18 protein-coding genes are annotated in these 26,212 nt (G+C 47.1%); 12 read left to right on the top strand and 6 right to left on the bottom strand.

The annotated features are described in order from the left end of the window. The first annotated feature begins 3 nt into the window (after positions 1-3). The 3 genes from pgsW to AMICO_RS01095 are packed head-to-tail and all read left to right on the top strand — an operon-like array spanning position 4 to position 2,989. On the top strand, positions 4-1,092 hold the full coding sequence (pgsW, locus tag AMICO_RS01085; RefSeq protein WP_013047635.1) for a poly-gamma-glutamate system protein: 1,089 nt from the start codon (positions 4-6) through the stop codon (positions 1,090-1,092). Next, positions 1,089-1,724 (top strand): response regulator, encoded by a 636-nt coding sequence (locus tag AMICO_RS01090; RefSeq protein ID WP_013047636.1) that lies wholly within the window; start codon positions 1,089-1,091, stop codon positions 1,722-1,724. Before pgsW ends, AMICO_RS01090 begins: the two co-directional genes overlap by 4 nt. Continuing rightward, a complete protein-coding gene (locus AMICO_RS01095; RefSeq protein ID WP_013047637.1) occupies positions 1,721-2,989 on the top strand; it encodes a nickel-dependent lactate racemase family protein in 1,269 nt (422 codons plus the stop codon). The genes AMICO_RS01090 and AMICO_RS01095 overlap by 4 nt, the downstream gene beginning before the upstream one ends. Before the next feature lie 51 nt (positions 2,990-3,040). Here AMICO_RS01095 and AMICO_RS01100 read toward each other — a convergent pair whose 3' ends face one another. Further along, the gene (locus tag AMICO_RS01100) at positions 3,041-3,793 is read right to left on the bottom strand and encodes a transporter substrate-binding domain-containing protein (protein ID WP_013047638.1); all 753 of its coding nucleotides are present in this window, start codon (positions 3,791-3,793) and stop codon (positions 3,041-3,043) included. 186 nt (positions 3,794-3,979) lie between these two features. Between AMICO_RS01100 and AMICO_RS01105 the strand changes: the two genes are divergently transcribed. The 5 genes from AMICO_RS01105 to AMICO_RS01125 all read left to right on the top strand — a co-directional run bounded on the left by AMICO_RS01105 (position 3,980) and on the right by AMICO_RS01125 (position 12,789). Next, positions 3,980-5,110 carry an aminotransferase-like domain-containing protein gene (locus tag AMICO_RS01105; protein WP_169302786.1) on the top strand — a complete coding sequence of 377 codons (1,131 nt, stop codon included), beginning with the start codon at positions 3,980-3,982 and terminating at the stop codon, positions 5,108-5,110. Between the two features lie 338 nt (positions 5,111-5,448). Beyond that, positions 5,449-6,741: a diaminopimelate decarboxylase gene (lysA, locus tag AMICO_RS01110; RefSeq protein WP_013047640.1), complete on the top strand. Its 1,293-nt coding sequence runs from the start codon at positions 5,449-5,451 to the stop codon at positions 6,739-6,741. Between the two features lie 41 nt (positions 6,742-6,782). Further along, on the top strand, positions 6,783-8,441 hold the full coding sequence (locus AMICO_RS01115) for a Na+/H+ antiporter NhaC family protein (protein WP_013047641.1): 1,659 nt from the start codon (positions 6,783-6,785) through the stop codon (positions 8,439-8,441). A 94-nt stretch (positions 8,442-8,535) separates the two neighbouring features. Then, positions 8,536-9,381 carry a diaminopimelate epimerase gene (gene dapF, locus AMICO_RS01120; RefSeq protein ID WP_013047642.1) on the top strand — a complete coding sequence of 282 codons (846 nt, stop codon included), beginning with the start codon at positions 8,536-8,538 and terminating at the stop codon, positions 9,379-9,381. A gap of 33 nt (positions 9,382-9,414) precedes the next feature. Next, entirely contained in the window at positions 9,415-12,789 is a 3,375-nt protein-coding gene (locus AMICO_RS01125) for an AsmA family protein (RefSeq protein WP_013047643.1), read from the top strand. A gap of 45 nt (positions 12,790-12,834) precedes the next feature. On the opposite strand, the gene AMICO_RS01130 is transcribed toward AMICO_RS01125, so the two are convergent. The 3 genes from AMICO_RS01130 to malQ are packed head-to-tail and all read right to left on the bottom strand — an operon-like array spanning position 12,835 to position 17,567. Then, a complete protein-coding gene (locus AMICO_RS01130; protein ID WP_013047644.1) occupies positions 12,835-14,286 on the bottom strand; it encodes a glycogen synthase in 1,452 nt (483 codons plus the stop codon). A gap of 34 nt (positions 14,287-14,320) precedes the next feature. Beyond that, positions 14,321-16,054, bottom strand: coding sequence for an alpha-glucan family phosphorylase (gene glgP, locus AMICO_RS01135; protein ID WP_013047645.1), 1,734 nt, complete (start codon positions 16,052-16,054; stop codon positions 14,321-14,323). A 19-nt stretch (positions 16,055-16,073) separates the two neighbouring features. Further along, on the bottom strand, positions 16,074-17,567 hold the full coding sequence (gene malQ, locus AMICO_RS01140; RefSeq protein ID WP_013047646.1) for a 4-alpha-glucanotransferase: 1,494 nt from the start codon (positions 17,565-17,567) through the stop codon (positions 16,074-16,076). Between the two features lie 109 nt (positions 17,568-17,676). Between malQ and glgB the strand changes: the two genes are divergently transcribed. The 4 genes from glgB to AMICO_RS01160 are packed head-to-tail and all read left to right on the top strand — an operon-like array spanning position 17,677 to position 24,408. Then, positions 17,677-19,578 carry a 1,4-alpha-glucan branching protein GlgB gene (gene glgB, locus AMICO_RS01145; protein ID WP_013047647.1) on the top strand — a complete coding sequence of 634 codons (1,902 nt, stop codon included), beginning with the start codon at positions 17,677-17,679 and terminating at the stop codon, positions 19,576-19,578. 4 nt (positions 19,579-19,582) lie between these two features. Continuing rightward, on the top strand, positions 19,583-21,976 hold the full coding sequence (locus AMICO_RS01150) for a DUF3536 domain-containing protein (RefSeq protein ID WP_013047648.1): 2,394 nt from the start codon (positions 19,583-19,585) through the stop codon (positions 21,974-21,976). A 31-nt stretch (positions 21,977-22,007) separates the two neighbouring features. After that, positions 22,008-23,135 (top strand): glutamate 5-kinase, encoded by a 1,128-nt coding sequence (proB, locus tag AMICO_RS01155; RefSeq protein WP_244392415.1) that lies wholly within the window; start codon positions 22,008-22,010, stop codon positions 23,133-23,135. Positions 23,136-23,151: 16 nt separating this feature from the next. Next, positions 23,152-24,408 (top strand): glutamate-5-semialdehyde dehydrogenase, encoded by a 1,257-nt coding sequence (locus AMICO_RS01160; protein ID WP_013047650.1) that lies wholly within the window; start codon positions 23,152-23,154, stop codon positions 24,406-24,408. Positions 24,409-24,526: 118 nt separating this feature from the next. On the opposite strand, the gene AMICO_RS01165 is transcribed toward AMICO_RS01160, so the two are convergent. Both AMICO_RS01165 and AMICO_RS01170 read right to left on the bottom strand, forming a co-directional pair. Next, positions 24,527-25,234 carry a DUF554 domain-containing protein gene (locus tag AMICO_RS01165; protein ID WP_013047651.1) on the bottom strand — a complete coding sequence of 236 codons (708 nt, stop codon included), beginning with the start codon at positions 25,232-25,234 and terminating at the stop codon, positions 24,527-24,529. Positions 25,235-25,282: 48 nt separating this feature from the next. Then, positions 25,283-26,212, bottom strand: coding sequence for an ABC transporter permease (locus AMICO_RS01170; protein ID WP_013047652.1), 930 nt, complete (start codon positions 26,210-26,212; stop codon positions 25,283-25,285).

Consider the following 26,212-nt stretch of genomic DNA (forward strand, 5'->3'; position numbering starts at 1 on the left):
CAAATGGAAGAAAAACATATAACTTCATTGATAGAATATCAGAAGAAACAACGTGAATTTGTGCGGAAAGGCAGATTTCGTCTTGTCTTTCTCGCTATAGTCCTCTTTTGTTTGTGGTTAATTCCGAGACAAAGGGGGTTTTCAGCTGAAGAAGGCCGGTTATGGGATGATGTACGGCAGGCGGAGATTTTTCTCTGGGAATGGAGAGAGGAGAGGGGTGACAGCTCAGGTATTGATGCCGATCCATGGAAGCTTGGGCTCATCGGTCTGGAATGGAGCCCCCTTACTACGACTCTCGGAAGTCTTGAGGCAAAACGTACAGCCTGTCATCCTAGCTGGTCTGTCGCTATACTCAGAGAGTTCGATGCTATGGGACTAAAAGAGGGCGATTCCGTGGCTATTCTATCCTCTTCTTCTTTTCCCGGTTTATTGCTCAACACGTTAAAGGCGGCGGAGTACAGACACCTTAAGGTTCTTCTTATCCTTTCGCTAGGGTCCTCTACATGGGGGGCGAATGTTCCAGGCGCACCATGGCCGGTTTTGGCTGAACAATTGAGAGAGAGAGGTTTATTACATACGAAAGCCGACTATTACACCCTTGGCGGAGACGATGAAAATGGCGGGGGAATTGCCCCTGAAGGGGTTGCTTTAATGATAGACATGGCCAAAGGAGAAGGGGTTCCCCTTTTGAGAGAGGGGACTCTCGAAGGGATGATCAGTAAAAAGATGGAAATAGTACAAAAGTTTTCTCCCAGACTTGTTATGAGCATAGGCGGTTCCCACGCTAATATGGGAGAAGATGAGAGTATTCTGGCCCTCCCAGGCGGGCTTCATTTCCCATCAGCGGATATGGTTTCAGGAGACGGAGTCATTGGACAGGCTCTCTCTGCAGGTTACTCGGTTTTCCATCTCCTTAATATTCATGATCTAAGTCTCAGATATGGTATCCCCTACAATGCAAACCCTTCAAAGGCAATATCATCGAGAAAGAGTTTAATTTCTTCTGTGGCGGGCATCTTTCTTTCAGGGTGGATTCTCTTGTCCCATAAACGCTGGATGTTCTGTTGCGGCGGGGGAGGATCGAAGCCGTGACATTGCATATAGGAGTTATTGATGATGATCGTAAAGTGCTCTATCAGCTTGAAAAAATGGCAGAGGCCGAGGAATGGCGCTTTCTTGCAACAGTTGACCCTGAAGAAGTGCTTGGATGGGTGCGTGATGACGAGATCGATATTTTGCTTGTAGATGTATGGATGCCTGTAGTGAGTGGCTATCAGCTTGTCCAGAAGGCAAGGAATATTTCTGAAAAGATCGTTCTCATAGCTTTGGCGGAGAACGAAAGAGAAGATACGGCGTCAAGGCTTTTTTTAGCCGGAGCTGATGATTTTGTGGTTAAGCCATTGCAGCTTCTAGATTTCAGAGCCCGTCTGCGTCTCCATGAAAAACTAGCAAATTACAGAGAGCAGCTCAATTGGGATGTTCGTAAAAAAGGTATTAGCGTGGATACCATGAGAGAAGTTATCTATTGTATTAAACGGCATCAGGGAGCTATGGATTGCGATGAAGTAGCCGCTAAAACAGGTTTAGCCTATGTGACAGCTCATAGATATCTTGATTTTCTTGCCTCCCGAGGTATGGTAGTGCGCTTGTCCGCTGCCCTTGACGGTCGTCCAGGGCGTCCAAAGACTTTTTATGAGTGGAAGGGAGGACTTAAGACCCCATGACTTTTTGCTGCACCTTTGCTTCTGGCCGCAGAACAATCGATCTTTTCCTGGATAGGCGGGTTACAATAGCAGAAACATCAAAAGAAACGCCATTGCCCAACAGGCCAGAAGACGCCCTCGCTGCCCCCTGTGAGAGTCCATTATTACGTTTTTTGGCCAGGGAAGTTTCAGATATCGTTGTAATTTTGCCTGATGCCACGCGGGCTTGGCAAAATGTGCCCCTCATGGCGCAGGCATTGAGGCGGGAAATTCGAGAAGGCGGCCGTATGTCTGTGAAATGGGTCATTGGCGGGGGACAGCATCGATTGCCCACTGCTAAGGAGATCAAAATGCTTCTTGAAGATATTCCCTTAAGGGGGGATTCAATTCTTTGCCACAATAGCGCGGAAGGGGTTAGAACTAAAGAGATTACATCTCGTGGAACGCCTGTCATCCTTCATAAGGCAGTGGCAAGGGCAGATTTGATTGTCTCCGCGGGCGGTATTGCCTATCACGATCTTGCCGGCTTCAGCGGAGGACGCAAATCCATTCTTCCCGGGGCGTCCGGCAGCGAGGCTATTCAGCATAACCATGCCCTTTCTCTTAAAGGCAGCAATTTTGATCCTGCCGTAGGATGTGGTTATTTAAAAGGAAATCCTGTGGCAGAGGATATGGCCGAATACCAATCCCTTGTTCTTGCTGAAAGAAAAGGATTTCTGCTCAATGTTATCCCTGACGGCAAGGGGAATCCTTATTGCTATACAGCAGGAGATCCTGTAAGGGCGTGGCTTCAGGGTACAGTTTGGGCTCAGGAGCTTCAGACCCTATGGGTTTCAGAGAAGGCTTCGTTAGTAGCAGTATCCTGTGGCGGATACCCCTATGATATTGACCTGTACCAGGCAACAAAGTCCATATCGGCAGTCCTTCATGCCCTTGAACCAAAGGGTGGATTGCTCCTTTTTGCAGAACTTGAGGACGGTGCGGGCCCGGGAAGCTTTGGAGAAGATTTCAGACTCGCTATAGAACAGCCGGAAGCAGCCCTTGGGAAACTGCAAGATGATTTCACTATCCCGGCATATATCGCGACAAAGATGGCAAGCGACTTGAAAAGTCATCCTGCTGCCCTCGTGACTGATCGTACCGATATGGTCTTCCCCGGAAAAATTTTTGCTGATGGCTCCAAAGCTTTACAATGGCTGGAAAAACAGATTCCACCAGGGCCTGTTTTATGTGTGCCTGCAGGAAATTGCGTAACCATAAAAGCAAAAGAGAGAAACACCATATAATGTCTCTCTCTTCTGTTTTTTCTTATATGTCATTCTTTTTGTGATGCTCTTTTATTTAAACCATTTGTTGCGCAGCGTTTCCAGCTCCCCGGATTTTTGCATTTCATCAAGTACGCTGCTTATCGCCTCAGCAAATGCTTTTTCTTCGAGATTCATGGCGAGAGCTTTGCCTGCCCCAGTAATTTCTTGCTCGAAAGCGACGGCTATTTTGCCGTCAAAGTCTTTTTGTTCAAGGAATTTCTTGGCCACAGGAATATCCATAAGAGAAGCATCTGCCCGTCCCAGCATGACTTCTCGTACGCAGTCATCGAATTTTTGGAAGGTCTTGACTTTTGCGCCTTCTACCGTGCGTGAGAAAGTCTCTTGAACAGTGCCAAGCTGAACGGCGATAGTCTTGCTTTTCATGTCATCCAGCGATTTTAACGCTATATTGTCTTTTTTGACAATGAAAGCACTCATCGATACTTCATAGGGAGTAGAGAAAGCGACTCGTTTCGCTCGTTCTGGAGTAGCGCTCATCCCCGCGGCGACAATGTCAATCTTCTGGGCCAATAGGGCCGGGATAAGGCTGTCAAAGGGCATGTCGACCCATTCAAGTTCTTTGCCGAGCTTTTCGGCAATGGTGTTCATAAGTTCAATGTCGAAACCCTGAAGGTTGTTTTTTTCGTCACGAAACTCATAAGGTGGATAGGTACTTTCTGTACCGACGATTATTGTGCCTTTGTCCAGCGCGCCAGCGTAGGCAGACGAAGAAAGAGCCATAAAAAGGCAAAGAAGCAACAGGAAACCAGTAATTTTTTTCATTTTTAAAGACCTCCGTTCTAAACAGTAGTTTATATAATCGTAAAATTATGTTTCAGAGTTTATAGGGAGTATGGTAGCAGAAAAGCCTTACATGTCAAGAAAATCTGTATTGAGGTGATGGTAATGTTTTGGGAATCTCTTTTAAATGCTCGCGCTCACAGATTGCAACCCTCAGGGATACAGGAAATGATGGTTTATGCTTCCCGCCCTGGTGCAATATCCTTTGCGGCAGGCCAGCCATCTGAAGACCTCTATCCCATAGAAGAGATAACTCATGGCTTCGAAGAGGCCATGAAGGATACCTCGGTTCTTGCTTATCCTTATACAGAAGGGGACTCCATGCTTCGCCAGTGGATTTCGAACTGGATGGTAGAGGAAGGCCTCGCATCTTCAGTTCCTGGATCGGAACGTATTCTCCTCACCACAGGCTCTCAGGAAGGACTAAACATCATCTCCCAGCTTTTCTTGAAGGACGGGGATGTGGTGGTTGTTGAAAACCCTTCCTACCCGGAAGCCATGTTGACCTTCGGAAAAGAAGGGGTTCGGTTTGTCACTGTTTCAATGGATGAAGAAGGGCCTGTCGTTTCTGAGCTTGAAGCAGCTTTAGCGAAAGAAAAAGTAGCTTTTTTCTACACCATCCCTACCTTTCAAAACCCATCGGGGCACAGCACTTCTCTGGCGAGAAAAAAAGAGATATTGTCTCTCTTAAAAAAATACAACGTTGTGTTGGTGGAAGATGAACCTTACAGACAGTTATGGTTTGATGAGAAGCCGGCAAAAACATATTTTAGCTTGGCTAAAGAAGAGCCGGTTCTTTATCTAGGAAGCTTCTCTAAGATTATAGCGCCGGGGCTCCGTTGTGGATGGATGGTTTTGCCCCCCATCATTATGGAAAAGGCAGTACAACTTCGCCTGACCTTTGAGCTGGGAGTATCAGCCCTTTTGCAGAGGATGATCTTCTATGTAGTGTCACGGCGTAATTTTGAAGCTCATCTCAGCCACCTTCGCCATGAGTATAGAGAGCGAAGGGATGCTATGGCAGAAGCCATTTCAAAGCACTTGGCACCCTTGGGCTTTTCTTTTCCCACCCCCAAGGGAGGTTTCTTTTTCTGGGGAAGCCGGGATGGGTTGAATGGCACAGATTTTGCGCGCTTTGCGGCAAAAAATTTTGGTGTAGCCCTTATTCCAGGGGAAATCTTTTTTGCTCTTCCTCAGAAAGGACAGAACTTTGTTCGTTTTTCTTTTGCCAAGGTTGACAGGGAGGAAACGAATAAGGGGATGGAAAGGCTGGCAAAAGCTTTTAGAGAATTCTGTTAAAATAATCAATTCAGACATTATGTTGACGTTCTAAAGGGTGTTCGCTATAATACTACGCAATTATTAATTGAAAAGGCGATGAAGCAGGGTGCGGAATCAGCGCATCGTGATATCAGGGAGGAACGTTCAACAGACTGTAAAACGTTCTTATCGCGGCTGAGAAGCTTAAAACCTGCTGAGCTGGGGCGGAAAGGATCTGTTTCCGGAGTACGTTTCCCGGGTGGCTTCCGTTATAAGGCCAGAGTGGGATATAAAAGTATCCAAGCAGGGTGGTACCGCGAGTTTTAAAGCTCGCCCCTTCGGGGGCGGGCTTTTTTGTATTTAGAGGAGGAAGCAGGATGGGTTCATCGAAACATTTATTTTGGGATGGCTGCGACACAGTCCAGCTGGCGCAAAACTACGGCACACCGCTCTATGTGCTTTCTGAAACAGCAGTACGAGAACGGTGCCGTGAGGTAAAAAAAGATTTTCTTTGCAAGTATCCCAACACAAGAGCAGTTTATGCCAGCAAGGCATTCCTCACCATGGCAATGGTCCGCATTATCGCCAGTGAGGGGCTGGGGCTTGATGTGGTCTCTGGCGGGGAGATCTACACCGCCTATAGAGCGGGATTTCCTATGGAAAAAACAATTTTTCACGGTAATAACAAGACTCTGGAAGAGCTGCAGCTGGCATTGGAAACTGGCGTGGGGAGAATCGTAGCAGATAGCGAATCCGAATTGGACATTATTGAAGATGCGGCCAGACGCAGAGGAAAGAGAGCAACGCTTCTTCTTCGTGTGGCGCCAGGGGTTGATGCTGCGACCCATCAATATATGGCCACAGGGCATACAGCCTCGAAGTTTGGATTTCCTCTTGCCGGTGAATCAATAAGCCGGACGATACAACGCATTAAGGGCTCAGAAAATCTTGTTCTGAAGGGTTTTCACTTTCATGTGGGCTCTCAGCTGCAAAGCAACCGTTCCCATTGTCTAGCTGTAGATGCTTTGATAAAAGAAATGGTTTTGTTTTCCAGCGATCTTGGATTTGTCACGGAAGAGTTGAATGTGGGGGGGGGCTATGGTGTTCCTGAGCATGAGGGAGAAGAACGCAAGCCGTTGAAATATTTTACCGAGGGTATCATGGAACGAGTGATAGCGGGATGCGAACAAGCTGGTATTCCTGTCCCCGCAATTATTATTGAGCCGGGCAGGTGGATTGTTTCCGAGGCGGGCATTACTCTTTACAAGGTTGGAAGCATCAAGGAAATTCCAGGAGTTATGACCTATGTAAGCGTTGACGGGGGAATGACAGATAATCCAAGGCCTGCCCTTTACGGAGCGAAATATTGGGGAGTTGTCGCAAATAGAGCAGATGAGCTTGCGGGGAAGAAAGTGACAATAGTGGGGAAATGCTGTGAGTCTGGAGACGTGTTGATGAAAGATGTCATGGTTACAGATCAAATAACCCGTGATGATATCCTTGCCGTTTTCAACACGGGCGCCTACAACTTCTCAATGGCAAACAATTATAACCGTTTGCCTAGACCAGCGGTTGTCCTTGTTAGAGAGGGCAACGCCTATGTGATAGTGAACCGTCAAGACTATGAAGACCTTCTTTCAGGGGAAGTGATTCCAGATCACTTGCGATAATTTTTAAGTGATGTTTATCATTTGCAAGGGGAGGTATGGTCATGTATGGAAGACGCAGCGGTAAAAAGATTCTGAACCTGACTATAATGGCGGCATTAAGTCTGCTGGTTATGACAGGAATAGCCTGGGCGACTGAAGGAGAGGCCAAACCAGATTTCGGCATTCTCTCTCTGTTGCCGCCGCTCATTGCCATAGGGCTCTGCATCTTTACGAAGGAGGTTATTCCTTCGCTCTTTATTGGAGCATGGTTTGCCGGGACCATGGTAGCAGGGTGGAATCCCATCTTAGGATTTGGAAAGGCAGTAGGGCTGGTGGCAGATAACCTGGGAGATCCCTGGGGGGCACGGATAGTTCTCACAAGCCTTGTCATGGGCGGTCTGGTAGGTATTATGCAGATCGGCGGAGGGATTGAGGCCATAGTCCGTTGGATCACTAAAAAGATTCAGAGCGTCAGAGGTGCAATGCTCGTTACAGAACTGGCAGGTTTCATTATTTTCTTTGAAGACTACGTAAATAGCCTCGTGGTGGGCACGACCATGAGCCCCATAACCGATCGTTACCGCATTTCTAAAGAAAAACTTTCATATATTGTCGACTCTACTTCAGCGCCCATTGCCTGTATTGCCGGTATTTCTTCGTGGGTTGCCTATATGGTGGGACAAATTGGCACTCAGTTCAATGCCCTTGAAATAGGCTATTCACCCTATCTTGCCTATCTGCGGTCTATTCCCTACGTTTTCTATAATATTATTGCCCTGGTGCTTTTAACCTTTGTGATTTTTTCTCAGCGGGATATGGGCCCCATGCTCCATGCGGAACGAAGGGCCAGACAAACGGGCAAGGTGCTGCGAGAAGGAGCGAAACCCCTCATTGTTACAAGCCATGCGAATTTTGAGCCCAGTGAGGAAACGCCGAGACGTGTCATTAACTTTTTAGTTCCTCTCGGATTTATGGTGGGGTTGATCTTCCTTATGCTTGTAGTTACGGGAGGATGGCCTAGTGTTTCTTTAGCCACGGCTATTGGAGAAGGGGATAGCTCTCAGGCTTTGGTGTTGGGGTCTTTCGGTTCGGTATTTCTCACTCTTGTCTTCTTCAGGGCTCAGAAGCTTGCTACTTGGAATCGCCTCTTTGCTGGGTTCATGCAGGGTATGAACTCGATATTCTTCGGCACCCTGATTCTAATCTTTGCCTGGGCCATAGGGGCAGCTATAAAAGAAGTGGGAACCGCACAGTATATTGTCAGGATAGCTGGGAATGTCCTCTCGCCAGCGTGGATTCCCTTGCTTACATTCTTTACAGGGGCAATAATTTCTTTCTGCACAGGAACATCCTATGGAACCATGGGAGTTCTTATGCCCATAGTTATTCCTCTTGTCTATAATGTTACTGCGGTTCATGATGCGGGATTTATCGAAATACTCTTGCCCACCATCGGGGCCGTTTTTGCGGGAGCCGTTTGGGGAGACCATTGCAGTCCGATATCCGATACGACTATCATGAGCTCCATGTTCAGCGGCGCTGATCACGTAGACCACGTTAATTCGCAGATGCCTTACGCCTTTGTAGCCGCTGCAGGAGCTGTGGCGGGCTATGTTTTTATTGGTTTCGGCCTTCCAGTGCTTTTCTCCCTTATTCTTGGTGCTATTACTACATGCCTCCTCTTTTACTTTGTTTCTCAACCAATAGAAGTGAGAGCCTGATTTTTTACTGACGCTAACGATTGAAAGGTACGGTACAATAATGGCAGGGGTGTTACACTCCTGCCATTATTAATGCAAATACGAGGTGTAGATTATGTTAGAATTTACTAAAATTCAGGGGAATGGCAATGATTTTATTGTTATTGACAACAGGGAGGGGAGCATGACATCCCCCGATCTTTCCAGATTAGCGGCGAGCATCTGTGAACGCCGCCAGTCTGTAGGCGCGGACGGACTGCTCGTCGTAGAAATGTCTGAGCGGGAAAATTTTACAATGCGGCTTTTTAATAATGATGGTTCCGAAGGAGAAATGTGCGGCAATGGAGCTCGTTGTATTGCTCGCTATGCATGGGAAAAGAAAATAGCAGGGGAAAAAATGTCCTTTGAAACCCTGGCGGGACCTATTCACGGGGTGGTGACTGCTCCTTTTGTGGAGCTTGATATGGGCGAAACCAATCTATCTCAGGGTTTTTGGGGACAAAGCCTGAAAGTAGAAGGAGAAACATTCCCTTTCGTTTACCTTGTAGTGGGAGTGCCCCACTGTGTATTGTTTGTTGATAACCTTGAAGACTTTTCCCATGACTCGTTACGGGATATTGGGAGAACTGTTCGATATGATACCCATCGTTTTCCCAAAGGAACAAACGTAAATTTTGTTCAAAGATCAGGGGAAAGGACTCTCAAAGTTGTGACCTACGAGCGGGGGGTGGAAGATTTGACCCTTTCATGCGGTACAGGGTCGACGGCATCTGCCATAGCTGCATCCATAGTTTGGGAAATGGCAGCTCCTATACAAGTACAAAACCCAGGGGGGGATAATTGGGTTACCGTTTCATTTAATGAAACGCGAAGTATCTGCAAAACCTATCTAACAGGGAAGACCGTCATGATTGCAGAGGGGAGGCTTTATGACGAAGCCTTGCCAAAGGATATAGAGTGAATGTTTTGTACTTCTTCGAGGGAGGTGTAATGAATGAAACGAAGCAGAAAAATGACCCTCGCGCTTTTTATAGCTATTGGTATCGTAGGGTTGCTTCTTATTATAGGAAGTATGAATGTAGGTGGAGATATAGTAAGACGGGAGGCTGCCAAAGCTGTTGCCGAGGTGCTTGGGGCTGATCTGACGATCCAGGGTGTGACAGGAAATCCTATACGGGGGTATCGACTCTCTGATATCTCCCTTAAAAAGAAAGAAGACGTATTGCTTTCTGCTGGCGCCCTTGGTGTGAAAGTAAATCTCATGTCGGTTTTTTCTGGGAACCCCCGCCTTTCCCAGGTGACCATCGACGGCATAGAAGCAGATGGTGAAAAACTTGCCAGGGAAATCGCAGCCCTTGATTTGAAAGGAGAGGGAGGCGAGATTCCTGTTGAGGCAGTAACCATTAGGAATGGGAAGGTCCGAACTCCCTGGGGGGAAGCGTCTATTGCGAAAACAGACCTGGTCCTTAAAGCCGATAGTGTAAAAGCTGATCTTGACATTGCGATGAACAATGTCCCCATTAAAGGACCTATCAATCTTAGGAAGGGTAAAGACGATCTCGAGTTGAAAGGTCTGGATCTTAAAGTTGGTGACGGCAGGATTAGCGCTAAAGGAGCGATTCTACCCAGTCTTTCTTTGAAGGGAGAAATGGAGAAGCTGGATGTGGGGCAGGTTGTCCAGTTTTGGCCTCAATTGCCTGTGGACGGCTATAAAGGCCTCTTCTCCAGCACAATTTCTATTGGGGGCCTATGGAATGATCCAGTTCTGGAAGGACGCCTTTCTTTTTCCGGAACTTCTTTAGCGGGCTACCCGGTTCAGGCTATTGACAGCGACTGGAAGTACGGAGCTTTTAGACTGAGCCTTGAAAATTTAAAAGCAAAGGCCCTAGCTCTACCCCTTAGCGGTCGGGCAGCATTCGCTTTTGCTCCGGGAAAAGTCCCATCTATGGATATACTTATGGAGGGAAAGGATGCGTCCCTGGAGGAGCTTAAAGGTACAGTTCCTGCTTTGGCTTCAGTAAAAGGAAGGGTCGATTCTTTTTCAGTAGCGGTGAAAGGAACTCTTGCCACCCTTTCTGGGAATATAGATTTGAAAGCCGATCAGGTCGAGGCTTATGGTCAGCAGCTCAAAAACACAGTCGCTCATGTGGTCTTTAAGGGAAGTGGCGCCACCATACAGGGGAGTTCATCTCTTGAAGGCGGCTCTCTCGCCCTCAGCGGTTCTGTCGACCAGTTGCAGCGGGCCCCTCGCCTTAACGTTCTTCTCAAAGCGCGGAGCATTGATGTGGGGAAAATTATAGCCTCTTTGCCCAAGCCGCCGAAGATTACCCCTAAAGGTTCTGTCAGCGCTGATATAGGAGTGAAGGGATCTATGGCCGATCCGCGTGTTGACGGAACCGTTTGGTCAGATCGTATGGCCTATGGAGAAGAGGCTCTTAACGATCTTAATACAGCCTTTGTCTTCCACAAAGACAGGGTTACCCTATCTTCTGCCCGGGGTAGATGGAGAAATATCCCTATTACAGGGAGAGGAACCATAGCAGGTGTATCGAAGGCTGCCCCCTCATTAGATCTTTCTTTCCAGGCGGCGGGTGTGAACCCTGAAAATTTTGAATCCTTCTTTCCTGATCTTAAGAGCTATGAATTGCGCGGCAGCATTACTGCAGTTGCACAGGTAGAAGGCACTACAGCTGCTCCTGAGATAAAGCTCTCCATTCAATCTCCTCGCCTGAACTTTATGGAGCAGGGCCATGTGGCAAACCTCTCGCTGAGCACCGACCTTGCTCTTAAGGAAGGTGTGCCCAAAGAAGTGAACCTTGCCCTGAAAGCCGCAACTGCTGGATTCGCCGGTGTTGGGGCGGAGAATCTAACGGCGCGTATCGATGCCACAAAGGATGTTGTGACCCTTTCCCAGGCGAGGGCAAGCCTTGGAAAAGGCGAGATTGCTGGAACTGGAACGGTGAAGCTTCATCCCGAGGCTTCAGCAGATCTCGATCTTTCCTTTGAAATGAAAGAGGGAGACCTTGCCGCCATTGCCAAAGCAGGAAAATTGCCCTATAGCCTTGGTGGTTCCCTTAGCGGGAAAGTTTCAGTAAAGGGTAAATCTGACAATCCCTCAATTGCAGCAGACTTTTCTTCTCCTAAGGCAGTATTTTCAGGATTCACCTTCTCAAATCTAAGTGGAGCTTTGGAAGGGAATATGGAGAGGATGGCTCTGAAGAAATTCACAGCATCAGCTGGCGGAGGGACTATTACAACATCAGGTTCCTTCAACCTGAAAAAAGAAGCCCCAGAAGCAATCTTATCTCTGACGGGGAAAGGGCTTGATGTTGCTTCTCTGACAGCGGGGCTTCCTGAAGCGGCTAAATTTAAGCCATCGGGAGCTTTTGATGTTAACTTCGATGGAACTATCGCAGGATCAGCTAGTGAGGGGAAGGGCGCCGTAACAGCTTCATCTCTTTCTATCGCTGGTCTTAAGATGACAAACATTTCCTATCCCTTTACCTTACAGGGAATGAATCTCTCTATTGCCAATGCTCATGCCAGCTTCTACGGAGGGACTGTGGCGGGGAAAGGGGACATGAACCTTGCCAAAGGAGCCTTTAGCCAGAATATTACTGTAGAGAACGTGGATATTGATCCTTTGCTTCAGGATGCTGCAGGAGGGCTTGAGGGGCACATCGTGGGCAAGGCAAAAGGCAATCTCTCCCTTACAGGCACTATGACGAAGGGGCTTGCCTTTAGTGGCAAGGGGGAGTTGCATGTGGGTGAAGGGGCTGTAACAGATTTCAAGGCAGTTAAAACAGCGGCATCTCTTTATGGACAGTCTTCCATTCGTTTTGCATCTGTGGAGGCTCCCTTTAGACTTGAAACAAAGCGAGTTATTCTAGAAAATGGGAAGGCTACTGCATTTCCGGAAGATTCCCTGTACAAAATCCTTAAGGCCTCTGGCCCGATAGGATTCGATACTACATTGGCCCTTCAGTGTCAGGGCAATGTCAATATCCAGGTATTGAATGCCCTCTTCGGGGGAGTGGCTGGAGCCCTTGGGGCAGGAACTGCCACATCCCTTGAAGACATCCTTAAAGGGGCCCTTACCGGGGCAAAATCCGGCCTGGAAAAGGCTGATTTCAGGGATGTGTCTTTCAACTTGGGTGGAACCATTGAGAAGCCGTCTGTTTCCAATGTTAAAATAGCACCGGCACCTCAGGCCATACAACAGACAACTCCTTCAGGCACTGCGCCGACAGCGGTGGAAGAAGCGACGGCTCCTCCCAAGGAAGCGACAGGTGAAACTCAGAAAAAGCCTGAAAACTTACTGGAAGGCGTTATTCAAGAAGGCCTGAAAAATATATTGAAAAAAGAATAAGAAATGATCTTGAATATATAGCATGACAAGAGACGGTAGAATTTTCTACCGTCTCTTGTTTTCAAGGGTTCTATGGTAGAGATCCTGATAGTGTTGTGAAGAAACTTTCCAGGAGAAATCCTTGGACATTCCACGTTTTATGATGCCATCCCAACGAAAAGGGTCACGATAGGCGTTGAGGGCCCTTCGCACTCCTTTCAAAAGAGCTTCTGTAGTATAGGGTATAAAGGTAAAGCCATAACCATCAGGGTGGTCATCAGCATCTCGTACGGTATCAGCCAGTCCTCCTGTTTCTCTTACAACAGGTACCGTCCCGTATTGGAGAGCGATGAGCTGTGTTAAGCCGCAGGGTTCAAAAAGGGATGGCATAATGAGCATATCTGATCCTGCATAGGCAAGATGGGAAAACTCTTCATGGAACCCATGTTTAAAGGCAAAATTGTCTGGGTGGCGATCTGCTGCTTCGTAAAGAGCTGATGTAAAAATTGGATTGCCACTTCCAATGAAGAGGCAGCGGACCCCTATTTCCCGCAAAGCATCAAGGGCTGGCAGCAGAATATCGTAACCCTTCTGCATAGTCAGTCGGCTTATGGAAAGAAAAATGGGAGCCATGTTATCTTTCCATCCTAAATGTTGTAGAAGCACGGAGCGGCAGTGTTTCTTCCCTTCTAAGTTCTCTGCTGAAAAGGGAAAGGGAATATAAGGATCGTGGACGGGAGACCAGCCTGGGTCAAGGCCGTTCAGAACGCAGTGAAGCTTGCTTTTTTCCTTTCGGAGAACGCCATCAAGACCATACCCCATCTCCGGGGTCAGTATTTCTTTCCCATATCTGGAACTAACGGTTGTGATACAGTTTGACGTTATAAGAGCCCCTTTTAGAAGATTTACATGGCCGTAAAATTCCAGCCCGTCGATAGTAAAGGACCGCGTGTCGATGCCCCACTCATCAAGAACATGAAAAGGAAAGATGCCCTGATGAGCTACATTGTGGATTGTAAAAAACGTCATTGGGCGAGGATTTTTATCCCTATAGAATCTATGCCACTTCAGACTGATTGGGACCAGTGCGGAAGGCCAGTCGTGACAATGAATAATATCTGGGGCCCATCGGTTCTTTTGCTCCAGGTCCAGGGCTGAAAGAGAAAAAAATGCGAAGGGCAGAGCGCTTTCACCTGTGAGTTCTTCTGGGTATATGGGCAGGTTCTCGAAGAGATCACTGTTTTCTAAAATATAGATAGGAACATCATCAATAATTGTCTTCCATATCTTGCTGCTCATAACGTGCCATTGGAGGGAAATATGCAAAAGAGGAGGAAGACGAACCAGATTTCCTCCCAGTTCATTCGCCTTATCAAGAACTCCAGGCCAGGCTGGAGTTACGATCCTGGCATCGATACCAAGCTTGCGGAGGGCTTTGGGCAAAGAACCGGCTACATCTCCCAGGCCTCCGACTTTAGATAGGGGAGCTACTTCACTGGCAACATGCAACACTTTCATGTGGAAGACACCTCCTTCATCCTATGGAAGATGGTTATATCCCACGAAATTTGACTCCATAAGCCTTTTCGCAATATTCTGCTACAACTCGATGAGTATGAAAGTAACTTCCATTCATAGCAATGGCGTTTTTCATCATAGTATGCCAGTGTCCCTTGTCGTTGTAGTAGGCGGGGATTATTTTTTTCTCAAGTTTTTCGTAAAGGTCAAGGGCATCTTTTGATTCATCGTAGGAATGAAGATCGGTATCGCTGGGAGTGGGGCCGATAGCCCACCCTGTTACATCTTCAATCCATCCTTCAATCCACCAACCATCAAGCACAGAAAAATTCATTACGCCATTGATAGTGCATTTCATTCCGCTCGTTCCCGACGCTTCTCGCGGCCTGAGAGGGGTGTTAAGCCAGACATCTACCCCTTGGGTAATAAGCCGGCCAAGTTCCATGGTCTGGTTTTCTAGGTATACCATGGGTATAGAGTCTTTGATTTTATCTGATGTATTAATGATTTTTTGAATGAGGGCTTTCCCACCATCATCTTTAGGATGGGCTTTTCCTGAAAACACAAGTTGTATTTTGCCCCCTCCAATTTCTATAAGTTTCTTAAGATTCGAGAAAATAAGGTCCGCTCGTTTGTAAGTAGCTGCCCGTCTGGCAAAACCTATGGTCAGGACATCAGATTGCAGCGGAACTCCCGTTTCTTCCAGAATGTAGGCAAAGAGTCTCATCTTTGAGGCCTGATGTACAGCCCATAGATCTTCAGAGGGGAGGGAGAGAGCCTGAATAAGACGAGCTGGATCATTTTCCCAGCCGGGGATATGCCGGGATAGAAGTTTTCTCATCCCTGGGCTGACCCATGTGGTAGGGTGAATTCCATTAGTGACGCTTTGAATAGTAGGCGCGCTGAAAAGTTTACGGCTCACTTCGGCATGTTTTTTAGAAACACCATTTACAAAGCGGCTGTATCGAAGTCCAAGTTCAGTCATGGAAACCCCTTCAGAAGGAATCATTCGTTTCAGTGTTGCCAAAGCATCGGAGGACATGATCTTTTCTATGAGGTCGTATTTAAAAAAATCGTGCCCAGCTGCGACAGGAGTATGGGTGGTAAACACCACATGTTCTCTCACTTTTTCAGGATCGTAGTACCCCATCTCCCTCATTAGCTCCAGCGTAAGAAAACCAGCATGGCCTTCGTTGAGATGAAAAGTTTCAATATTGTTATATCCCAGGTCTCTGAGCATTCGAAGGCCTCCAACTCCAAGGACAATTTCCTGGCAAAGGCGATAGAGGTTATCCCCTCCGTAGAGATACCAGGAGAGCTGACGATCTTCGGGGTGGTTGGACTCTATGTCTGTGTCTAGAAAGTAAATGGGAATGGAATATCCTGAAAGACCTGAAAGTTCATAGACCCATGTCCGTATATGCACATCCCTGTTTTTGATAGCGACAGAAACTTTGTTGGGAAGAAGGGTGAGTTCCTGTTCTGGTTGCCATAGGGCAGGTTTCTCTATTTGCCACTTTTCTTTGTTAAACTCCTGTTCAAAATACCCCTTTCTATAGAGGAGAGTGGTTCCGATCATGGGAACACCCAGATCAGCAGCGCTTTTAAGGATATCACCTGCCAGAATCCCCAGCCCCCCTGCATATGTGGGTATGGAAGTTTTAATGCCCACTTCCATAGAAAAATAAGCAACGGTACGAAAAGAGGGATCTTGTTCTAGAAGGTCTTGAAGTGACCTCCCTAAGCTGCTCTGGGGGTGAAATAGCATGGTAAATCACCTTCTTCCTTCATAATCTTCCATAAGTTTTCATAAGAGAATGAAGAGATGAAGCAAGATCTTCAGTAAGCGCCTTTTCTTCAGCCATCCATTGCCAGTTCCCTTCTAATGTGGAAGGTTTGTTGATCCGCCCCTCGCCTCCAATGTTGAGATAGTCCTGAAGAGGTATTACGGCTCGTTCTGCCACTGACATAAGGGCCATTCTGGTCAGGACGGTCGCGGCATTATCTCGGGTAAAAGGCATGTTCATATAGCGGCTTACCCTTTCCTTATCCTGGGGAGACCCTTCATCGTCGAACCATCCCCGTACAGTGTTGTTATCATGGGTTCCAGTATAAACAATGTTGCGAGGCTCGTGGTTATGTAAAATGTAAGGATTGCGGGGCATTGATTCATCAAAGGCGAAAAGTAGAACGAGCATGCCGGGAAGATCGTATTTCTTCATGGCGCGGGTTATATCTGGCGTAATAATACCAAGATTCTCTGCGAGAAAAGGCATTGAAGGAAAGTTTTTTTCAAGGGCTGAGAAAAAGGAATCGCCAGGGCCTTCCTCCCATCTTCCATAAATAGCGGTCTTTTCTGTATAAGGAATTGCCCAATACTCCAGAAAACCTCGAAAATGATCAAGACGTGTCATGTCATATAATTGCAGGGAGTGAGCGATCCTTTTGAGCCACCAGTGAAATTCCATTCCTTTGGCATAATCCCATCGGTAGAGGGGGTTTCCCCACCGTTGTCCGGTAGAACTAAAATAATCAGGGGGGACGCCCGCAACAGCCTTGGGTGTCAGATCTCTGTCTAGTTGAAACATTTCAGGGTGACTCCACACATCAGCACTTTCATAGCTGACATAAATGGGAAGGTCGCCGATGAGCTGTATTCCACGATCCAGGCTATGTTTCCGCAACCGCTGAATCTGAGTAAAGGCTTCATATTGAATAAAGACGGTAAAGAGAATATGATCTTTTTCTTCTGTTCTAACAGTGTCAAGAGCGACTTTATCCCTAATCTTAAGGGATGAGGGCCACGTGTTCCACCTATCGTCACCCATGCGGCAGCTTATAGCTGAAAAAAGAGAAAAATCATCAAGCCACCATGACTGTCCTTCCCAAAAACGATAGAGAGGGTCTGTATTTGTTCTACTCATAAAACGTTGAAAGGCCTTTTTTAGAAGGGGCATCTTGATTTTTTTAGCGGCAGAATAATCAACTCTCCCAGAAGAAACTCTGTTAAGGGAGGAGATTTCCTTGTTGCTTATGAGTTCTTCTTCTGCTAAATCTTCAATGCTGATGAGAAGGGGGGAGCATGCGAAGGCAGAAATGCTGTCATAAGGCGAGTTTCCGAGAATTTCTTTAGTACACGTCAATGGAAGCATTTGCCAACAGTTTTGTCCGGCAGCTGCAAGCCAGTCAACAAAATTTCTGGCCCTTGCTCCAATGTCACCAATAGCCCATGGGGAAGGAAGAGAAAAAACCGGCAGTAAAATTCCGCTTTGTCTGATCATCTCTTCCCCTCCTTTTTTATTTTCTGGTATGGACATTCTACACCACAGAAGGTCGAGATTGTTATAATTGAAGAAATTATTTCTATTCACCTTGCAAGGGAGGCGTGTTATGAAGAACTTTAAAGTTTGTCCGTCTCTTTTTTCAGACCTTGACACGTACCTCTTTAAAGAAGGAACCCATCTCAAATTGTACGAAAAAATGGGTGCTCACCCGTTATGCAGTGGCGAAACACAAGGGGTTTACTTTGCTCTCTGGGCTCCTAACGCATCCCAGGTTTCTGTTATCGGTGATTTTAATCTGTGGAATCCTGAGGCAGCCCCGTTGTCTTGCCGGCCTGATGAAAGCGGTATTTGGGAAGGATTTGTTTCGTCCGCTTTTATAGGGGACCGTTATAAATACCGTGTTGTTTCAAAGAGAGGGGAAGCTTTTGATAAAGGAGATCCCTTTGCTTTCGCCTGGGAGGAACTTCCAGGCACGGCATCTATTATTGCATCCCTTCATTATCAATGGAACGATCATTTATGGGCAGAAAAAAGGAAGAAGACGAATTGGTTTTCTTACCCTCTTTCTATATACGAAGTTCATTTAGGTTCCTGGATGAGAAAAGAAGGAAAGTTCCTTTCCTATCGGGAAATAGCAGAACAGTTGACCTGTTATGTGAAAAAAATGGGATTTACGGCCGTAGAGATTATGCCTCTGATGGAGCACCCTTTTTATGGCTCCTGGGGGTATCAGATAACAGGTTTTTTTGCTCCTACAAGCCGTTACGGTTCTCCTCAGGATCTCATGTTCCTTATCGACACTCTTCATCAGGCCGATATCGCTGTTTTTCTTGATTGGGTGCCCTCCCATTTCCCCTCAGATGAGCATGGTCTTGCTTATTTAGATGGAACGGCTTTATTCGAACATGCTGATCCGCGCCAGAAGATACATCCTGAATGGCGAAGCTATATCTTCAATTATGGTCGTACGGAAGTCCGTGAGTTTCTCATCAATAGCGCCCTTTTCTGGCTTGACTACTATCATGTGGATGGCCTTCGCTTTGATGGTGTGGCCTCTATGCTCTACCTTGATTATGCAAGAAAAGAGGGGGAGTGGGTACCCAACAGGTACGGAGGCCGTGAAAACATAGAGGCCGTGTCTTTTCTCAGGCGCCTCAACGAAGCGGCACATCTCTGTTTCCCCCATATCGTTACAATAGCGGAGGAATCCTCTGCATGGCCGCTTGTTACCCGCCCCTCCTACGTGGGCGGACTGGGATTTGGGATGAAGTGGAATATGGGCTGGATGCACGATATATTGAAATACATGGAACTTGATCCATTGTACCGTCAGTATCATCATAACGATCTTACTTTTAGTCTTATGTACGCTTTTTCTGAGAACTATGTCTTGCCTTTTTCTCATGACGAGGTGGTGTATGGGAAAAGATCATTGCTTGAGAAAATGCCAGGGACTCTATGGCAGAAATTTGCACAGCTTCGTTTGCTTCTAGGCTTTATGTACGCCCATCCAGGAAAAAAACTCTTGTTTATGGGAAGTGACATTGCTCAGAGGGCGGAATGGAATCACGAGGAGTCTCTTCACTGGAATCTTCTTAAAGACCCTTTTCATAGTGGAATGCAGCTGTGGGTCCGGGATATAAATAGAGTATATTTCGAGGAGAAGGCTCTTCATGAAAAAGATTTTTCATCAGAAGGGTTTCAATGGATTGATTGCTCAGACAGTAAAGCAAGTGTTTTGGGTTTTATTCGAAGAGATGGAGAAGAGGGGAAGGTGCTGGCTATTTTCAACTTTACCCCTGTAGTTCGCCACAACTACCTTGTCGGTGTTCCTGAAGCGGGCTATTGGCGCGAATTGCTTAATAGTGACGGAGAAATATATGGAGGAATGGGAGAAGGGAATATGGGAGGGAAAGAAGCGATGGAGGAACCTTTGCAGCGTCAGCCCTGCTGTCTGTCGTTGACCCTTCCGTCTTTTGGCGCCCTTTTTTTCAGAAAAGAGGGATAGGACAATGAAATACGTTTGTGTGCACGGTCATTTTTATCAGCCGCCAAGGGAAAATCCGTGGCTTGGAGATGTGGAGCTTCAGGAATCAGCAGCTCCCTGGCATGATTGGAATGAACGGATTACAGCGGAGTGCTATGCTCCAAATATGGCGGCGAGAATTCTTGGCGAAGATGGAAAGATTGTCAAAATCATCTCGAATTATGAGCGAATGAGCTTTAATGTAGGGCCAACACTTTTGCAGTGGATGGAAAGGCACGCTCCTGAAACATATGATGGATTGCTTGAAGCCGACCATCGGGGGAAGGAACGATTTTCAAATCACGGACCGGCTTTGGCCCAAGTCTACAACCATATGATTATGCCCCTGGCATCGAAGAGGGATAAAATTACCCAGGTCCTTTGGGGACTTCAGGATTTTTCCAGCCGTTTTGGCAGATTCCCTGAAGGGATGTGGCTCCCAGAAACCGCAGTGGATATAGAAACGTTAGAAGTGCTGGCTTCAGAAGGCCTTCGCTTCACCATATTGGCCCCCCACCAGGCGAAAGCATGGAAAATGATCAGCGAGTCCTGGTGGCATGAAACGGACCAGAGGCCTATGGAGACGTGTTATCCTTATCTTTGCAACCTCCCTTCAGGGCGAAGTTTGGCAATCTTTTTCTACGATGACCTTTTGGCCAAGGACATAGCTTTTGGCCCTCTCCTGAAGAACGGAGCCCTTTTGGCTCAGCGGCTGCTTTTGTCCATAGAGAAAAACAGTGAAGAAAACCCTCTCGCCCATGTCGCAACAGATGGAGAAACCTTTGGACATCACCATAAATATGGCGATATGGCTTTAGCCTGGTGTCTTGATCATATAGAACACGGGGAGAATGCAAGGCTTACAGTCTACGGAGAATACCTTGAAAAATTTCCGCCCCGACGGGAAGTGCGGATTCGGCAAAACACGTCGTGGAGTTGCGTCCACGGCGTTAAGCGATGGTATGAGGATTGCGGCTGCCATAGCGGTCTCCATCCCGGCTGGAATCAAAAATGGCGTCAGCCTTTGCGGGCTGCCCTGGACTGGCTGCGAGAAAAGATTGATGGTTTTTATGAAAAGGAAGGGGCTTTCCTTTTTTCTGATCCCTGGAAAACAAGGGATCTTTACGTACAGTGCTTTTTCTATGATTCCACGACGGGACGCCATGAGTTTCTTAGGTCATCTTCTCTCCGGAATTTGTCCACTGAAGAAAAAGTGAGGGCTTTGAAGCTCCTTGAGATGGAGAGAAGCGCCATGTTTATGTATACTAGCTGTGGCTGGTTCTTCGATGAGATATCCGGGCTGGAGGCCCTTCAAATTCTTTTATATGCGTACCATGCCTTGACCAGTCTGGAAGAATTGTCAGGAGAAAAAATCAAAGACGATTTTATTGACCTCCTTGAAAGGGCACCGAGCAACATCGAGGAATTCAAAAACGGGGGCAGGATCTTTGATTTTTTCGTGGCCCCTTCCCATGTTGACTTTTTGAGGGTTGGAGGCCATTATGCTGTACAGGCTCTTTTTCAGGAAAAGGTGACAGAGAGTGAATCTTTTTCCCTTTGCAACTACCGGATAAAACCTGAACGATCGTTATTTCTTGAAGAAGGCAGAGAAAACCTTGTTATGGGAGAAGCCTCTCTTTCTCATGTTTTGACAGGGGAAGATAAGCGCGTTTTCTTTTCCGCCTGTCATAGAGGGGACCACAAAGTTCTCTGCGGAGTGAGGGCTGCTTCTGACCAGGAAGAGATATCAACATGGGAACGGTCTATTCAAACTCATTTTCCTCAAAAGATCGAAAGTGTTTTCGTAGAACTCTTTGGCCATAGGACCTATTCTCTTCGCCACCTTTTTAAAGACGGACAACGTCAGATCATGCATTTTGTCATGGAGAGAGATGTGGCCCGCATTGAAAATTACCTGAAAAGCGTTGTGCGTGATTACGACGACCTCCTTACCTTTATGGGTCTTATCCGCATGCCGCTGCCCGAAGCATTATCAGGGGCGGCGGAAGTTGTCCTGAACGGGGATTTGCGAAGAATCATCTGGGAAGCCGAACCAGATCTGGAGCAGGTAGAAAAACGTCTTGACCAGGCTTTTGCCTGGCAGGTAGAGATCAATATAGGTGAGCTTCAGCACCATCTCCGCGGCAGGATAGAGAAAGAAATGGCTTTTCTATCAGAGCAGGCTGAGAGGAATTTGCAACAAGGATACCTGGTACGAATCGAGAAGATGCTGGGATTCGTACGGCGTCATCATTGGGATGTAAACCTCTGGAAGGCTCAGAATATCTATGCTTCAATCTCTGACCCCAACATACTTGAACACCCTGTTTTCAAACATATAGGCAACCTCCTCAATATGAGGCTTGGGTTGCATAAGTAAGTTAGATAGCACGAGTATTGGAAGGTGAATAATGATGGTGAGGAGAGAGCGTTTGAAGTTATGTAAACGTGTTGTTATAAAGGTAGGGACAAGCACTGTTACCCACTCCACAGGAAAACTGAATCTGCTTCGTATGGAGACCCTGGCGCGGGAGATTGCGGATCTGCAAAGCAGCGGTCGTGAAGTGTGTCTCATCAGCTCAGGGGCCGTTGGAGCTGGTGTTGGCAAAATTAATTTTCCTGACAGGCCCAAGACCCTCCCGGAAAAGCAGGCTCTCGCCGCCATTGGACAGGGCCGGCTTGTCCACATGTATGAAAAGTTCTTTTCAGAATATGGGAAGACTGTTGCTCAGGTCTTGCTGACCAGGGATGTTTTTTCAAATCGCCTTCGGTATCTTCATGCCCGTCATACGTTGTCGACCCTTTTTGATTTTGGGGTCATTCCTATAATCAACGAGAATGATACAGTGGCAGTCGATGAAATAAAGTTTGGAGATAACGATACACTTTCAGCAATGCTTGCCTGTCTTATCGATGCGGATCTTTTGATCATCCTCTCTGATATTGACGGTCTTTTTAGTGACGATCCTAGAATTAATCCTGAAGCAAGACTTCTCCCTTTGGTGGAAGAAGTGTCTAAGGATCTCCTCGCCCGCTCACGCACCAAGGGGAGCAAACTCTCCAGCGGTGGGATGTTCACAAAACTTGCAGCAGCACGTATCGTTATGACTTCTGGTATTCCTATGATCATTGCCAACAACAAGGAGCCCAATATTTTACGTCGTCTTCTTGATGGTGAAGAGCTTGGGACACTCTTTGTCCCCTCTGGGTCGCCCGTTCAGGCAAGAAAACAGTGGATTGCCTTTGGCAGCTCTCCTCACGGCCGAATTGTCATCGATGATGGGGCGGCAGAGGCTATTCGAAAAAGGGGCAAAAGCCTTCTGCCGTCAGGTATCGTGAAGGTGGAGGGAAAGTTCTCCCGTGGCGAGGTTGTTTCAATTGTGGATCAAGACGAGGTTGAGATAGCTCGTGGAATGGTGAATTTTTCTTCAGACGAGATAGGGATCATTGCCGGCCATCATACTGATGAAATAGAAAAGCTTTTGGGAAGTACTGACTATGATGAAGTTGTCCATCGTAATAATTTAGCCCTGGTATAGAGGAGGAATAGAAGGAATGAACATAAAAGAAAAAGTGCGGCAGATGGGTATCCAGGCCAAAAAAGCATCTCGTTTTTTGGCTGTAGCTTCTTCAGAGCAGAAAAACAAGGCCCTTTATGCCATGGCCAGAGCTCTTCGTGATCACTGCAAAGAAATATTGGAAGCTAATGAAAAAGATCTGGAAGAGGGGCGTCAGGCTGGGCTATCCTATGCCCTTCTTGAACGTCTCACCCTTAATGAAAAACGAGTTGAGGCTATGGCTGTCGGTCTTGAGGAAATAGCGGCCTTCCGCGACCCAGTGGGAGAAGTGTTGGGAATGTGGTCAGGACAGGGTGGAATTCGTATAGGTCGTGTCAGGGTTCCCCTTGGTGTTATTGGCATCATTTACGAATCCCGCCCCAATGTTACCGCAGATGCTGCCGGTCTTTGCCTTAAGGCAGGGAACAGTGTTATCCTTCGCGGAGGAAAAGAGGCCCTCCACTCGAACAGAGTCATTGCCCAAGTGATCTCCGAAGGCGCGACAGGAGCAGGTGTTCCGGAAGGGGCAATCAATATTATCGATAACCCTGACAGGGAAGCAACAATGGCCCTGATGAAAATGAATGACTATCTCGATGTTCTCATTCCAAGAGGGGGCAAAGGTCTTAAAAAAGCTGTTCAGGAAAATGCGACAGTTCCCTTTATTATGACGGGCATGGGGAATTGCCATATTTTCGTAGACGAAACAGCCGATATGGAAAAGGCTGTTCCTATTATTCTGAATGCTAAAACCCAGCGTCCATCCACCTGTAATTCAGTGGAAACCCTGTTGGTCCACTCCAACATAGCCTCTCAATTCATTCCTCAGGCAATGGCGGCTCTTCACGAAAAAGGAGTGGAGATACGAGGGGATAAAACTGTGTGTGCCCTTGATGCTCAAGCCCTTCCAGCTACAGATGAAGACTGGGCTACAGAATACAGCGATCTTATTTTGGCTGTTAAAATAGCGGAGAGCCTCGATGAAGCTATAAATCATATAGCTGCCTACAGCACTGGTCATAGTGACGCCATCCTAACAGAGAGCTACAGCAATGCTCAGAAATTTCTCAACGGGGTGGATTCCGCGGCAGTCTACGTGAATGCGTCAACTCGTTTTACTGACGGTGGAGTCTTTGGGTTTGGTGCGGAAATCGGCATTAGCACACAAAAACTTCATGCCAGAGGCCCAATGGGCGTTGAGCAGCTGACGTCAACTAAATTTATTATTTATGGAAACGGACAGATCAGGGAATAATTAAAAATTACGAAGAATGGCGGCATTATGATTATGGCAACTAGAACTGGGCATATTCCTCCTGTTGCGAAAAAGCCTTTTATGGCCCTGCCCAGCTCTGGCCGCGTTGGTTTCTTTATTAATGAACAAAGAAACTCCCGAGAATCGCTGCAATAACAAGAGCCGGGAGCATGTTGGTCACTTTAAAGCGCTTGATCTCAAGAAGTGAAAGACCTAGGGCAATAAGCATAAGCCCTCCCGCCGCCGATATTTCGTTAATAACGCTTTCGGACAGAATTGGCTGTAGAGAGCTGGCAAGAAGAGTAAGTCCTCCCTGGTAAAAAAGAACGGAAAAGGCGGAAAGCAATACTCCTCCCCCAAGGGAAGTGGCGAGGGCAAGGGAAGATACGCCGTCGAGCAGAGATTTGGTTATGAGGAGGTTGGGGTAAAGCCCCAACCCCTCTTCTATTGCTCCGAGTATGGCCATTGAGCCTATGCAGAAGAGGAGAGTGGAAGTAAGAAATCCTTCAGCGAAGCTCTGACCGCTCGTCTTGAATCTCTGGCTCACCTTTTCTGAGAAGCGGCTAAAACGGCCATCGAGGTCAAGGGCTTCCCCGATCATTCCTCCCCCAACCATGCTAAAAACGAGAATGAGAAAATTTGCGGTTTTCTGTGCCATGAGAAATCCAAGAAAAAGAGTGAATAGGCCAAGGACCTGAAAAGCCATATTTATATAGCGTTGAGGAAGCCTGGACCTGAATAAAAGTCCTAGGGTACTTCCAACGATGACAGCCAGACAGTTGACAATACTTCCAGATGCAGGAATGTTACCAATAAAAAAATTCACAGAGATTCCCCCTCGTTGAAAAGTTGAAAATAGCTTATGTTTAATCTTCTAATCTCTCTCTTCCCGAAAGAAGGGTTGTCCGAGGGAGGCTGGAGCTCCAAAAAGAATTCCTTTTCCCTGGCTTACAGAGATAAAAAAGAGAACTAGAATCGTCATTATATAGGGCAACATCATGAGAAGAGGAGTCGGGATGCTTGTGCCAGCGGCTTGCAGACGAAGCTGAAAAGCTTCTACTCCTCCAAAAAGGTAAGCTCCGAAGGCTGCACGGAAGGGGTTCCAGATGGCAAAAATAACAAGGGCTACAGAAATCCAGCCTCGGCCCGCTGTCATGAGCTCCGCCCACATTTTTGTATAGGCAATGGACATGTATGCCCCTCCAACAGCAACAATCCCTCCGCCAATGAGGGTATATATATAACGGGTGCGGTCTACGTTTATCCCCATGGCATCCGCTGCCCGGGGATTGTCCCCTACAGCTCTGAGATACAGCCCGTTTCGAGTTCGCGAGAAGAACATATAAAGCAGAAGTACGAGCACAAAAGATACATAAATAAGGGCGTCGTTATTAAAAAGAACAGGCCCTATGACAGGTATATCCGAGAGTATCGGCAGGGGGATTTTGTCAAGCCCCTTAATGGTAAAGCCAATATAAGACCGCCCCAGGAGGGAACTGGCCCCTGTCCCGAACATTGTTAGGGCGAGACCGCTTACCACCTGGTTGCCTTTTAATGTAATGGTTATAAAGGCATGGATCGCGGCCATTAGGCCCCCGATAAGAAAAGCGGCAATGACACCGATCCAGGGGTTGCCAGTTTTATAGGTGGCGGCAAAACCAGTATAGGCTCCCACAAGCATGATCCCTTCAAGTCCCAGATTTAGAATACCAGCTTTTTCTGTAATGATCTCTCCAAGGGTTGCGTAGAGGATGGGAGTGCCACTTCGTACGGCTGCTGCAAGGATAGGTATGAGCATTTCCAT

This window comes from Aminobacterium colombiense DSM 12261 (assembly GCF_000025885.1).
Classification (GTDB): domain Bacteria; phylum Synergistota; class Synergistia; order Synergistales; family Aminobacteriaceae; genus Aminobacterium; species Aminobacterium colombiense.